This window comes from Desulfolutivibrio sulfodismutans DSM 3696 (assembly GCF_013376455.1).
In the GTDB taxonomy this organism is placed as follows: domain Bacteria; phylum Desulfobacterota; class Desulfovibrionia; order Desulfovibrionales; family Desulfovibrionaceae; genus Desulfolutivibrio; species Desulfolutivibrio sulfodismutans.
In genome coordinates this window covers 1,659,811-1,673,210 of the sequence record NZ_CP045504.1, presented here as the reverse complement: position 1 = coordinate 1,673,210, position 13,400 = coordinate 1,659,811, and the positions used below count along the sequence as shown (strand labels likewise).

The 13,400-nt window shown below is 63.2% G+C and carries 10 protein-coding genes; all 10 read left to right on the top strand.

Annotation, left to right across the window (positions count from 1 at the left end; genetic code table 11):
- Positions 1-317: 317 nt before the first annotated feature.
- The 10 genes from GD606_RS07960 (at position 318) to GD606_RS07915 (ending at position 13,395) form a co-directional block, all read left to right on the top strand.
- Positions 318-1,370 carry an NAD(P)-dependent alcohol dehydrogenase gene (locus tag GD606_RS07960; protein ID WP_163300488.1) on the top strand — a complete coding sequence of 351 codons (1,053 nt, stop codon included), beginning with the start codon at positions 318-320 and terminating at the stop codon, positions 1,368-1,370.
- A gap of 169 nt (positions 1,371-1,539) precedes the next feature.
- Positions 1,540-4,572, top strand: coding sequence for an FAD-dependent oxidoreductase (locus GD606_RS07955; protein WP_163300489.1), 3,033 nt, complete (start codon positions 1,540-1,542; stop codon positions 4,570-4,572).
- Between the two features lie 69 nt (positions 4,573-4,641).
- Positions 4,642-5,112, top strand: a complete 471-nt coding sequence (locus GD606_RS07950) for a hydrogenase iron-sulfur subunit (RefSeq protein ID WP_163300490.1) — start codon at positions 4,642-4,644, stop codon at positions 5,110-5,112.
- Positions 5,112-6,095, top strand: a complete 984-nt coding sequence (locus GD606_RS07945; RefSeq protein WP_163300491.1) for a 4Fe-4S dicluster domain-containing protein — start codon at positions 5,112-5,114, stop codon at positions 6,093-6,095. The genes GD606_RS07950 and GD606_RS07945 overlap by 1 nt, the downstream gene beginning before the upstream one ends.
- Entirely contained in the window at positions 6,092-7,150 is a 1,059-nt protein-coding gene (locus GD606_RS07940) for a 4Fe-4S dicluster domain-containing protein (RefSeq protein ID WP_163300492.1), read from the top strand. The genes GD606_RS07945 and GD606_RS07940 overlap by 4 nt, the downstream gene beginning before the upstream one ends.
- The gene (locus GD606_RS07935; RefSeq protein ID WP_163300493.1) at positions 7,147-7,986 is read left to right on the top strand and encodes an FAD/NAD(P)-binding protein; all 840 of its coding nucleotides are present in this window, start codon (positions 7,147-7,149) and stop codon (positions 7,984-7,986) included. The genes GD606_RS07940 and GD606_RS07935 overlap by 4 nt, the downstream gene beginning before the upstream one ends.
- A gap of 105 nt (positions 7,987-8,091) precedes the next feature.
- Positions 8,092-9,393 (top strand): (Fe-S)-binding protein, encoded by a 1,302-nt coding sequence (locus tag GD606_RS07930; RefSeq protein ID WP_163300494.1) that lies wholly within the window; start codon positions 8,092-8,094, stop codon positions 9,391-9,393.
- 328 nt (positions 9,394-9,721) lie between these two features.
- A complete protein-coding gene (locus tag GD606_RS07925) occupies positions 9,722-10,219 on the top strand; it encodes an OmpH/Skp family outer membrane protein (protein WP_163300495.1) in 498 nt (165 codons plus the stop codon).
- Between the two features lie 189 nt (positions 10,220-10,408).
- Positions 10,409-11,932, top strand: a complete 1,524-nt coding sequence (locus GD606_RS07920) for a DNA recombination protein RmuC (protein WP_211922064.1) — start codon at positions 10,409-10,411, stop codon at positions 11,930-11,932.
- Positions 11,933-12,759: 827 nt separating this feature from the next.
- A complete protein-coding gene (locus GD606_RS07915; protein WP_246299016.1) occupies positions 12,760-13,395 on the top strand; it encodes a metallophosphoesterase in 636 nt (211 codons plus the stop codon).
- Positions 13,396-13,400 lie beyond the last annotated feature (5 nt).

Genomic DNA, 13,400 nt, shown 5'->3' with positions numbered 1-13,400 from the left:
TCCGAGCCGGATTGCGGAGGGGACGGGTCCGCCCCGGGGCGGGACGTGGAGAATTACTTCCGATTATCAGCTTGATTTTTCAGGGTTATTCGTGCCGAGGGCGGTCTCGTTCGCCAGGCGGCGAGGAATTTGCCGGGCGATGGCCTTCAATTTGCACTGTGTCCGCGCAATGGGATGAGAAAGATGAAGTGTGTCTGAAATGGTCATCACAATGAAGAATTTTTCATTGAGTGAAGGTTTATAATGATTTTTGTATAATATTGTTTTGCTATTTTACGTTGGTGTTAATTAACCGTTTTAATACATTGGAGGAATCCATGAAGGCATTCGTCATGCTAGGCATTGGAAAGGTTGGCATCATCGACAAGCCCATTCCTGAGCCAGGTCCAAATGATGTCATTCTCAAGACGACAAGCGCGCTCATTTGCACCTCCGATGTACACACCGTCGGGGGAGCCATCGGCGACAGAAAAAATCTCACCTTGGGACATGAAGCCGGTGGCGTCGTGTACAAGATCGGCAGTGCGGTGACCGGGTTCAAGGTTGGCGACCGTTGTGTGGTCAACGCCATCACCCCGTGCTACAAATGCGAGAACTGCCTGCGCGGCTTTACGTCCCAGTGCGGTGAGGCCTGCGGCGGCTGGAAATACGCCAACATCAAGGACGGTTCCTTCGCGGAATATTTCCATGTCAATGACGCCATCGCCAACCTGGTCAAGGTGCCCGACGACGTCACCGACGAGGCGGCCCTGTACACCACGGACATGATGGCCACGGGATTTATGGGCGCGGAACACGGCAACACCCCCCTGGGCGGCAGCGTGGCCGTCTTCGGCCAGGGCCCGGTGGGGCTTATGGCCACCGCCGGGGCGCGGCTTTTGGGCGCGGGACTGATCATCGCCGTGGAAAGCGTGCCCCAGCGGCAGGAGTTGGCCAAGTACTACGGCGCGGACGTGATCGTGGACTTCAGCAAGGTCGACGCCGTGGCCGAGATCAAGCGCCTGACCGGCGGCCAGGGCGTGGACACCGCCATCGAATGTCTGGGCATGCAGGCCACCTTCGAGAACTGCGTCAAGGCCACCCGGCCCGGCGGCGTGATTTCCAACTGCGGCTACCATGGCAAGGGCGAGTACGTGAAGATTCCCCGCGTCGAATGGGGCTACGGCATGGCCGACAAGACCATCCGCACCGGGCTTTGCCCCGGCGGCAGCGAGCGCATGGGCCGTCTGCTGCGGCTCATCCAGACCGGACGCATTGATCCCACGAAGTTGACCACGCATCGCCTGCCCTTCGCCGACATCGAAAAGGGCTTCCGCATCATGGCCAACAAGGAAGACAACGTGATCAAGCCGATGATCATCTTCTCCTAACACACGCCGGATACGGCCGGTTCCTGCGCCCTGGCGCAGGAACCGGCCACGCATGACGGATTCTTGCGATACATGCCGCCCACACGAAAAAGCACCCTTTGGCGGCCTGTGCGGATGCGGATGTTTTTTCTTCGGACACGGACCAATCCGCGGGGAGGAATTGAGACTGATGATTAGCGAAAACAAAGAGTTAAATCGAGCCAAGGACATCGTTGGCGCGGTGATGGTCGTCGGAGGAGGCATCGCTGGCATCCAGTCGGCGCTTGATCTCGCCAACTCCGGCTACCTCGTCTACCTCGTGGAGAAAAGCCCGGGTATCGGCGGGACCATGGCCCAGTTGGACAAAACCTTTCCAACCAACGACTGCGCCATGTGCATTCTCTCGCCGAAACTGGTCGAATGCGGGCGTCACATGAACATCGAGCTCATGACGCTGACCGAATTGGTGGATGTCACGGGCGAGGTGGGGAACTTTACCGCGCATCTGCGCCGGAAGCCGCGCTACGTGGACGTCACGAAGTGCATCGCCTGCGGCCTGTGCGCGGAGAAGTGTCCCAAGAAGGTGAAAAACGAGTTCAACGCCGGACTCGACATGCGCAAAGCGGCCTACATCATCTACGGCCAGACCGTTCCCCTGAAATACGCCATTGACGGCGACAACTGCATCTACATCCAGAAGGGCAAATGCCGGGCCTGCGAAAAGTACTGTCCGGCCGGGGCCATCAATTTCAATGACAGGGAAGAGATGATCGACGTCCATGTCGGCGCGATCATCCTGGCCCCGGGGTTTGCGGCCTTTGATCCCTCCGGTCTGGCGTCTTTCGCCTACACCGCCATCCCGGACGTGGTCACCAGCCTGGAATACGAACGCATCCTCTCCGCCTCCGGCCCCTTCCTGGGCCATCTGGCGCGGCCGTCGGACCATGCCGAGCCCAAAAAGATCGCCTGGCTTCAGTGCGTGGGATCGCGCTCCCAAAACGCCTGCGACAACGGCTATTGCTCCAGCGTCTGCTGCATGTACGCCATCAAGCAGGCGGTCATGTCCGCAGAGCACTCCTCGGGCAAGTTGGAACAGTCGATCTTTTTCATGGACATGCGCACCCACGGCAAGAACTTCGAGCGCGGCTACGAGGACGCCAAGGCCAAGGGAGTGCGCTTTTTGCGCGCCAGGCCGCATTCCTTCGTGCCTGGCCCCGAAGGCAAGGGCGTGAGCGTGCGCTATGTGGACGAATCCGGGCAGGAGATCGTGGAACTCTTCGACATGGTGATCCTGTCCGTGGGACTGACGGCTCCCAAGGACGCCCAGGCTCTGGCCGGGGGCGCGGGCATCGAACTGGACAAACACCGCTTCGCCATATGTTCCGACTTCACCCCAGTGGCCGCCAGCCGCAAGGGCATCTACGTCTGCGGCGCCTTTGACGGCCCCAAAGACATTCCCCAGTCGGTGGTGGCCGCCAGCGCGGCGGCCTGCTGCGCTGGCGGCGATCTGGCTGCGGCGCGCGGCGCCCTGACGCGAACGCCCGAGTCCGTCGCGGCCGTGGACGTGGCCGGCGAACCCCCCCGTGTGGGCGTGTTCATCTGCTCCTGCGGCTCGAACATCGCCGGGGTGGTGGATGTGAAGGCGGTGACCGAATACGCCGCGACCCTGCCCGGCGTGGTCTTTACGGCCAACAACATGTTCACCTGTTCCCAGGACGTGCAGGACAAGATGGCCGAGGTCATCCGGGAAAAGGGCTTAAACCGCATCGTGGTGGCGGCCTGCACCCCGCGCACCCATGAGCCTTTGTTCCAGGAGACCATGGAGGCGGCGGGACTCAACAAATACCTGTTCGAGATGGCCAACATCCGCAACCAGGCCTCCTGGGTGCATGGCCACGAACCCGACAAGGCCACCGAGAAGTCCAAGGATCTGGTGCGCATGGCCGTGGCCAAGGCCATGCTGCTTGCGCCCCTGTCCGAACCCAAACTGTCCATCAACCCCGTGGCCCTGGTCATCGGCGGCGGCGTGGCGGGCATGATTGCGGCCCTGGAACTGGCGCGCCAGGGCTTCCCCACGCACATCGTGGAGCGGCAGGCCGAACTGGGCGGCAACGCCCGCTTCTTAAGCCATACGGCCAAGGGCGGCGACATCGCCGCGTTCTTGGCCGAGCTTCGGTTCAAGATCGCGGCCGATCCCCGGATCACGGTGCATGCCCCGGCCGAGGTCAAGGTCGCCGAGGGCTTTGTCGGCAACTTCAAGACCACCCTGAGCACGCCCGAAGGCGAGAAGGTGATCGAGCACGGCGCGGCGGTCATCGCCACCGGGGCCCGGGAAAGCAGACCGACCGAGTACGCCTACGGCAAGCACCCCGGGGTCATGACGCATCTGGAATTTGAACGGGCCCTGGCCTCGGGCGCCGAGCCGCACTGCGTGGTGTTCATCCAGTGCGTGGGCTCCCGGGAGCCGGACAGACCGTATTGCTCCCGGGTGTGCTGCACCCACGCGGTCATGTCCGCCATCGCCCTCAAGGAGAAAAACCCCCACTGCCGGGTGGCCATCCTCTATCGGGACATGCGCACCTACGGCGACCGGGAGGAGCTCTATGCCAAGGCCCGGAAACTCGGCGTGATCTTTGTCCGCTACAGCCTGGACAACAAGCCCAAGGTCAAGCCCAAGGGGCCCGTGGTCGAGGTCACGGTCAGGGATCATATCCTGGATATCGACCTTGTCTTCGCCGCCGACGTGGTCAGCCTGGCGGCGGCCATCGAGCCCACCGACAACGAGGCCCTGGCCAAGATGTTCAAGATCCCGCTGGATTCCGACGGCTGGCTTTTTGAGGCCCATCAGAAGCTTCGGCCCGTGGACTTCGCAACAGACGGCGTGTTCATGGCCGGCATGGCCCACTATCCCAAGCCGGTGGAGGAATCCATCGCCCAGGCCCAGGCTGCCGCAGCCAGGGCAGTCACGGTCCTGTCCAAGAAAGAGATCACCACACCGGGCACGGTGGCCTCCATCGACACTGCCCGCTGCACCGGCTGCGGCCTGTGCTGGGAGATCTGCCCGTACGGGGCCATCAGCCCGGACGAAAAGGGGATGGCCAAGGTCAACGAGGTTTTGTGCAAGGGCTGCGGCACCTGCGTTGGGTCGTGCCGCTCCGGCGCGCCCAATCTGCGCGGCTTCGCCAAGACGGAGGTCATGGCCCAGATAACGGCGCTCTTCTAGAGAGCGCCCGGCGCGGGAGGATCTTTTGCCCAGGCACGGGACTTCCGCCTTCCCAGGAGAGAAGGAAACATGAACGAGTGCATTGAAAATACTGGCTTCAGGCCGCGCATTGCAGCGTTTTTCTGCAACTGGTGCACCTACGGCGGCGCGGATCTGGCCGGCGTGAACCGGCTCCAGTACCCGGCCGATTTCCGGGTGGTGCGCCTGCCCTGCACGGGCCGGATGAACCCCGAATTCGTCCTGCATGCCTTCCGGCAAGGGGCCGACGGCGTCTGGGTGTCGGGCTGCCATCCCGGCGACTGCCACTACATCGCAGGAAACATGTATGCCCGGCGTCGCTTCACCATGCTCAGGGAGCTTCTGGAATACGCCGGGCTGGATCCGGGGAGGCTGCACTTTTCCTGGATATCCTCGGCCGAGGCGGAAAAATTCCAGCGCACGGCCAAGGACGTCATTGAGGCGGTGCGGGCGCTTGGGCCTGTCGATGCGGCGACTGCCGCCACCAAGACCATGGTCATGGAATTGCGGAAGGTGATCTGATGAAAGCGCGAACCGAAAAAATACGGGAAATTGCCAAACGCCTGCTCCACGAGGGCAAGGTGGATGTGGTCATCGGCTACGCCAGGGGCACTTCCCCCATGCGTGAACAGCCCTTTTTCGCCCGAACCCCCGAGCAGGCCGACCAGTTGACCTGGTCGAGCTTCTGCGTGGGGAACACGGCGAAATCCCTGGTCCAGGTCGCCCGGGCGGGAGAACGGGCCGGGGTGGTCGCCCAGGGGTGCGCCAGCCGCAATGTGGTCGGGCTCATCGTGGAGAAGCAGGTGCAGCGCGACAAGGTCGTGGTCATCGGCGTGCCCTGCCTGGGCATGGTCGACTTCCGCAAGGTTGAGGCCCAGGTCGCCCGCTCCGAGGGGCGGCGGGTGGAGACCGTGGAGGAGGACGGCGAGGAACTGGTGGTGCGCGGCCGGGGCTTTGAAAAACGCCTGAAACGCAAGGAACTGTTGCGCGACAACTGTTTCACCTGCCAGCACCGCAACCCCGTTCTGGCCGACGAACTGGCGGCCGAGCCCACGGCGGAGACCGGCGGCGGCGACATCGACAAGGTCGCCGCACCCTGGGAAAAATTCCCGGCGGCGGATCGGTGGGCCCGCTTCCGCGAAACCTTCCAGGACTGCATCCGCTGCTACGCCTGCCGCGACGCCTGCCCCCTGTGCTACTGCAAGACCTGCTTCGTGGACGACGCCAGGCCGCAGTGGCTGGGAAAGACCCAGGATATGACGGACATCACCTCGTTCCACCTGATGCGGGCCTTTCACTGCGCCGGGCGCTGCACGGACTGCGGGGCCTGCGAGTCGGCCTGTCCCCAGGGCCTCAAGATGCGGCGGCTGACCTCCAAGATCGAGAAGGACATCCGGGAGCTCTATGGCTACTCGGCGGGCATGGATGTGCAGGCCGTCCCGCCCATGGCCTCCTTCCGGCCGGACGATTCCGACGACTTCATCAAGCAGGGCGGTGAGCAATGATCACGGCATACAAAATACTCGGCAAAAACGCCTTTGAGGGCTTCTTTGGCAGCCTCGCGCAAGGGCGGGAGGTCTATGCCCCGGCCCAAAAATCCGGGAAGATCGTCTGGGCCCCGATGCATAGCGCCGCAGACGTGGACTGGCGTCTGGACAACACGGACATGTCGCCCAAGGAGTTCTTTTTTCCCCAGAGCGAATGCCTGATGCGCTTCAAGAACGCCGAAGGGGAGGGCGGCCGGGTCATGGTTCCGGTCGCGCCCCTGGCCACGCAACGGGTGCTCCTGAACATCCGGCCCTGCGACGCCAAGGCCTTCCGGCTCCTGGACCGCATCTTCGTGCAGGACGACATGACCAACGACCCCTACTGGCGCGACAAGCGGGAAAAAACCATCCTGATCGGCCAGGGCTGCGTCAATCCCTGCCCGGAGTGCTTTTGCACCTCCGTCGGGTGCGGTCCCTTCCACGAGGATGGGCTGGACATCCTGCTGACGGACCTGGGCGACCGGCTTCTGGTCAAGCCCATAAGCGGCAAGGGGCTGGCCATGGTCAAGGATCTGCCCGAGGCCGCGCCCGGGGACATCGACCTGGCCGGGAAGATCATGGCCGCCTCCGAGGCCGCCGTGAAGACGTATCCTGGCTTCGAGCCGAAGAAACTGGCCGGACGCACGGTGCTCGACATCTACGACCTGCCGCTGTGGTCGAGCCTTTACGAGACCTGCCTCAACTGCGGCACATGCACCTTCGTGTGCCCCACCTGCCACTGTTTCGACATCCAGGATGAGGTCAGGGGCGAGGCGGGACGACGGGTCCGCAACTGGGACTCCTGCATGCAGAAGCTTTTCACCGAGCACGCCTCGGGGCACAACCCGCGCGGCGAAAAGCGCGACCGGGTGCGCCAGCGTTTCATGCACAAGTTCACGTACATTCCCATGCGGCGGGACGGTGAGCTGGGCTGCGTGGGCTGCGGCCGGTGCGTCCGCTTCTGTCCGACAAACATAGACGTGCGCGAGGTGGTGCGGCGCATGGGCGAGGATGTGGAGGCAAAAAGCAAATGAACAATCCCTATCTGCCGTATCCCGTGCGCATCGCCGATGTGCGCGTGGAGACCGAAGACAAGAATTTGCGTTCCTACTGGCTCTCGTTCGAAAACAAGGAAGACGCCGCTGCGTTTCGCTACGAGCCCGGGCAGTTCGCCGAACTGTCCATCGCGGGGCTCGGCGAGATCCCCATCGGCATCGCCTCCAGCCCCACCGAGGGCGACACGCTGCTCTTCACGGTGAACAAGACCGGCGTGGTGACCACGAAACTCCACAACATGCAGCCGGGCGACGTCATGGGCGTGCGCGGCCCCCTGGGCAAGAGCTATCCCCTGGCCGCCTCCGAGGGCAAAAACATCGTGATCATCGCCGGCGGCTTCGCCGTGACCACGCTTCGGGCCACCATGGTCTGGCTGCTCAACCCGGAAAACCGCCCGAAGTACGGCGACATCACCTTCATCTACGGGGCGCGCGCCCCGGGCATGCTGCTCTACAAGGATGAGCTTACGGCGTGGCAAGGGCGCGATGACGTGCGCTGCCACATCACCGTGGATCGTCCGGCCGAGGGCTGGGACGGTATCGTGGGCTTCGTGCCCACGGTGACCGAACAGGCCGCGCCCAGCCCGGACAACGCCGTGGCCCTGGTCTGCGGCCCGCCGATCATGATCAAGTATACCCAGCCGGTGCTGGACAAGCTGGGCTGGCAGGCGGACCAGATCCTTTTGTCCCTGGAAAACCGCATGAAATGCGGCATCGGCATCTGCGGCCGCTGCAACGTCGGCCCGTACATGGTCTGCAAGGACGGCCCGGTGTTCACCAAGGCGGAGCTGGACCACTTGCCGAAGGAGTATTGACGTCGTTTCGGAAGGCAATGGTCGGCAGGGTCTCCAACGCAACATGTGAAAAGAGCCGTGGTCGGATATCCTTGGGGGGGAAGGGCCACGTCTGGGGAGTTGATCATGAATGGACCGGAGATTTGTTTTGACGGTGGCCACCGGGCGACCTTCATGGATACCGTGGCCGGGCTTTTGCCCCAGGGCGGCAACCTGAGCCTGTGCCTCACCTGCGGCCTGTGCGCGAGCGGCTGCCCGGCGACGGGGCTTGCGGGCATGGACCCGAGAAAGCTGTTGCGCATGGCGGTCATGGGCATGGACGAGGAGCTCACATCCACGCCTTGGGTGTGGATGTGCACCATGTGCTTCCGGTGCGTCGCGGCGTGCCCCATGCAGGTGGACATCCCGAGCCTGGTCTACCAGTTGCGGGCCAGTTGGCCGCGCGAGAAAAAGCCCAAGGGGATCATCGGCTCCTGCAACCAGGCCTTGCGCACCGAGGGCGCCAGCGCCGTGGGTATCTCCAGCGAGGACTTCCGGTTCGTGGTCGGGGACGTTCTGGAGGAGGTCCATGAGACCCAGCCCCGGTTCCAGGACATGCAGGCCCCGGTGGACAAGAAAGGCGCTTATTTTTTCGTCAACCAGAACTCCCGGGAGCCGCAGCAGGAGCCCGACGAGATGGTTCCGTTGTGGAAGATCTTGCATCTGGCCGGGGCGGACTGGACGTACGGCACGGCAGGCTGGGGCGCGGAGAACTATTGCATGTTCGCGGCCGAGGACGACCACTGGCGGGAGGTGCTCGCCAAGCAGGCGGCGGGGATGAAGAAACTGGGCTGCTCCTCGTGGATCAACATCGAATGCGGCCATTCCTTCTATTCCATTTGGGCCGGGTTCAAGAAGTTTGGCATCGATCCCGGGGTCGAGTTCGACCATGTCGTGAACTGGTACGCCCGGTGGATTCGCGAGGGGAAGCTTCGCCCAAGCGCGGACTGGAACAAGGATCTCAAGCTGCGTTTCACGGTGCAGGATCCGTGCATGGCCGTCCGGAAGTCCATGGGCAACCCGTTTGCGGAGGATCTGCGGTTCGTGGTCAAGGCCTGCGTGGGCGAGGAGAACTTCGTGGACATGCACCCGAACCGCTCCAACAACTACTGCTGCGGCGGCGGCGGGGGGTTTCTGCAGTCGGGCTACAAGGATGCCCGGCTGGCCTACGGCAAACTCAAGGCCGAACAGATCATCGCCACCAAGGCGGATTACGTGATCACGCCCTGCCACAACTGCCACGCCCAGATCGAGGAGTTGTCGGAACATTACCATGGCGGCTGGCATACGACACATTTGTGGACCATCCTGTGTTTGAGCCTGGGCGTGCTTGGTGAAAACGAACGGACGTATCTCGGGCCGGAACTGGCCGAGGTGGCTTTGCCGTAAGGGGTATCGCGGCTCCCTTCGGGGCTTGCGAGGCAGGGGGCGGTCCATCCGGGCCGCCCCCTTGCCGTGTGCGCGGGGAACGCCGAGCGCCCGCCACGCCTCACGGGAAGGACTGGCGATCCGGCCCGGGACAGCCTTTTGGTGGACACCGGGGCGACGCTTGGGATATTCGATTCCACGAAGTTTTGCGTGCGTTATTCCAGAGGCTTTCTGTGGCGGGGAATCCAGCCTCAGGCCGGGCCATCGGGGTGGGGCATGCGTTTGAGGTCCGCATGACGGCCGTGGTCGTGGTGCGAGGTTTTCGCAAACCGCTCAAAGGGAGTTTTGCATGAAAGGTATTGCCGCCATGGTGCTGGCCGTGCTGCTCGGCGTTTCGGCGTCGGCGTGGGCCCAGACGGGTTTTGTCAATGTCCAGAAGCTGATTCTGGAGTCCAAGGAAGGGAAAAAAGCCACCCAGCTCATTCAGGAAGAACGGCAGAAAAAGGAAAAAGAGGTTCTGGCGAAAAAGGCCGAGCTGGATGCGCTCAAAGAGGCCATCGCCAAGGCCAGCGCCGAGAAAAAGGACATCACCGCCCTGGTCAAGGACTATGCCGAAAAGGAGAAGGAGCTCAAGCGCCAGGCCGAGGACGCCGACCTCGATCTGAAGATGCGCGACAAGGAATTGACCGACGCCCTGCTCAAAAAGGCCGGCCCGGCCCTGGCCAAGATCGCCAAGGACAAGAAACTCGACCTAGTCATCACCAATCCGGCCGTGGTCGGCTATGTGGCCCCGGAAGCGGACATCACGGACGCCGTGGTCAAGGAACTGGACAAGTCCGCCAAGTAGCAGCCTCCCACGTCTTTTTCACAGCCCGCAGGGGAGAGGGCGCCACCCGCACGTTCATGGAAAATGAGCGGGGCGGGTGGTGCCGTTGTCCTTTTGCAGCTATTTTGGGCGACAAAAGGACTGGGGCCGCCGCCTGCCCTCAGGCCCTCCGACATCTGAAAAACCGTGCGACATATGGAGCCGATCGCCATGGACATGTCCGGCATCCTCGTCGAGCCCGCTCCTTTGGTGACCACCATCCTGGCGGCCCTGTGCCTGATCCTGCTTGTCGCCTTGCACCTGCGCTACAAGCCCTTCAATCCGACCGCCATCGTGACCGTCCTGGAAGGACTCATCCATGAACAGGAGCGCCTTGAGGGCGTGATGCATGAGGAGTCGGCGCGGGGGCGGGCGGAACACGCCCAGGCCGCCCAGGCGCTGCGCGGGGAACTGTTGGCCATGGTCCATGCCCTGGGCGATACGGTTTCGGGCCGGGTGAGCATCATGGCCGCGCAGCAAAAGGACAATCTGGAGGGGGTCGGCCGGATCGTCGAGAAGTTTTCGCAGTCCACGGAGGCGAACCTGACGCGCATCCGCGACGCCATGGAAAAAAGGCTAAGCGAGATTTTGCAGGCGGAGGTGGAGGCGTCCAGAACCACGCGAGAGGAAAGCGCCAACAGCCTGAAGCAGTTTGGCGAATCCATGGAAAACCGGATGTCGATATTGACCGGGACGAACGAGCAGCGCCTTGGGGAATTGCGCGCCTCGGTCGAGACAAAACTGTCCCAGATCCAGACGGACAACGCGGCCAGGCTTGAAGAAATGCGAAAGACCGTAGACGAAAAGCTCCAAGGAACCCTGGAGAAACGTCTGGGCCAGAGCTTCCAGCTTGTCAGCGAGCGACTGGAGCTTGTCCACAAGGGGCTGGGGGAGATGCAGACCCTGGCCGCCGGGGTGGGCGATCTGAAAAAGGTGCTGACCAACGTCAAAACCCGGGGAACCTGGGGCGAGGTGCAGTTGGAGCGGCTTTTGGAGCAGATTTTCGCTCCAGGCCAGTTCGTGAAGAATTTCAGCCCGAATGGTCGCGAGACCGTGGAATTCGCCGTCCGCATGGCTGGCCGGGAGGGGGAAGTGGAATGCATGCTGCCTATTGACGCCAAATATCCCGTCGAGGATTACGAGCGGCTCCTGGCGGCGGTGGAGGCGGGTAGTCCCGAGGCCGCCGACGCGGCGTCCAGGCAGATTGAGATGCGGATCAAGGCCTGCGCCAAGGACATTCGGGAGAAATATATCTGCCCGCCGATCACCACGATCTTCGCCGTGCTGTTTCTTCCGGTGGAGGGGCTTTATGCCGAGGTGCTGCGAAGGCCCGGGCTGGTGGAGGCCCTGCAGCGGGATTTCCGGGTCGTGATCGCCGGGCCGACCACGCTGACCGCCATCCTGTCCTCGGTGCAGATGGGGCTTGCCGTGGCGGCCATCTCCAAACGCTCGGAAGAAGTCTGGAAGACCCTGGGTGCGGTGAAGCTGGAGTTTCGCAAGTACGGGGACGTGCTGGACAAGGTCAAGAAATCGCTGACCTCGGCGAGCAACCAACTGGACTCGGTGTCCACCCGGTCCCGGGCGATTGAGCGCAAGCTGCGCAGCGTCACGGAACTGCCGGAGTCGGAGTCGCGGCAGATGCTCATGGACATCAAGGACATCATGGGGGACATGGCCGCCGAAGAACCGGCATGAACCGGGTGACGCCAGCGCGACTTTCAGGACTTTGCGCATCTGCGGATTGTGCTTTTATGATCTGCGGCAGAGGGAGGCGAGTGTTTCAATAGCAGGGAGTCGGCTATCTCTTCGGAATAAAATGGAAACATGTCGAAGCGTCATTTTGGTGCAATTCAGATGGCGAGCGATGGGAAGCCCCGTGGAGCGCACGCATCCTGTGTTGACGTGCGGGGCATGGTGCGGGGTGTGGAGGCGTGCCCCACAGGCGGGGAGGCCGGGGCACGCCTGCTCAAAAACGGTTCAGGACGCAATATCCAGGCGTTATTTTCATCGAAGGGACCAGCGTCTCGGGAAAGCCCGGGCGGATTGACCTCAACGGCTTTGCTCGCATCCCCGAGGCCGCAAGCGGCCGGGATGAAAAAATCCCCATGAGCGACCCGGCGCGGCAGCTTCTGGAACCGCTTCCCCGGTCGGGCGGGCGGCGGGCCTGGCCGGGGATCTGTTTGGGATCCCCGGCAACGGCAAGGCCGCCAGGACGAAAGGCAAGGTGGCCAGCCTGGACGCTTGTAACCTGGATGATTACAAGCCGTGAGAGACACTTTCGTGCGCAAAGGTTTTGAGGCGGTTCACCTGGACGGGGCCACCTGGGGGATCCAGGCCAAACATGCGCCAGGCCGGGGAGCATCCTTGACCACCTGGAGGCCGCAAGGGACGTGAAAGACATGGACGCTCCCGTCTTTGGGCTGCATCCGTTGCCGGGCGACAGGGGCCCATTGCCGTCACGGCGCCTGGAAACTGGCGGATCGTCTTCCGCTTCGGGGACGGCCGCGCAGGCCATTTTTGCCGTGGGCGACATCCATGGCCATGCCGACAGACTGGAGGCCCTTCTCGGGCGGCTTGCGGGGATGGCCCCCGGGGCTCGGCTGGTCTTTCTGGGGGACTACGTCAACCGTGGGCCGCAGTCCCGGCTGGTGCTGGACAGGCTGCTTTCGTTGCGCCGGGAGCGGCCGGACACAGTGTTTCTCATGGGCAACCACGAGGCGGCCCTGTTGCGCTACGACGCCACACGCAGCAGCGACGACCTGCGTTTTCTGCGCGGCGTGGGGTTCCAGGCCACCCTGGACAGTTACGGCAGCCCCCCCGGCTTTTCCGGCCTGGACTTCATGCCCCGTGAGCACCTGGAGTTCCTGCATGGCCTGGGCCGCTGGCTGCGCATCGGGTCGTATGTCTTTTTTCACTCCCCGCTGCCCTGGGGCGTCGACCCGGATCTGGCCACGGACACGGGACTGGAGATGCTGCTCGCCAACCGGACTCCGGACTGCGCCGGCTGGCGGGCCAGCGGGCAGACCCTGGTGTTCGGACACGTCCCCCTGACCACGCCGCTCGTGGCCCCGGGGCTGATCGGCGTGGACACCGGCGCCGGGAGAGAGGGCCTGCTCACGGCGGTGGAACTGCCTGCCGTCCGGTTTCACCATGCCTGAGGCCG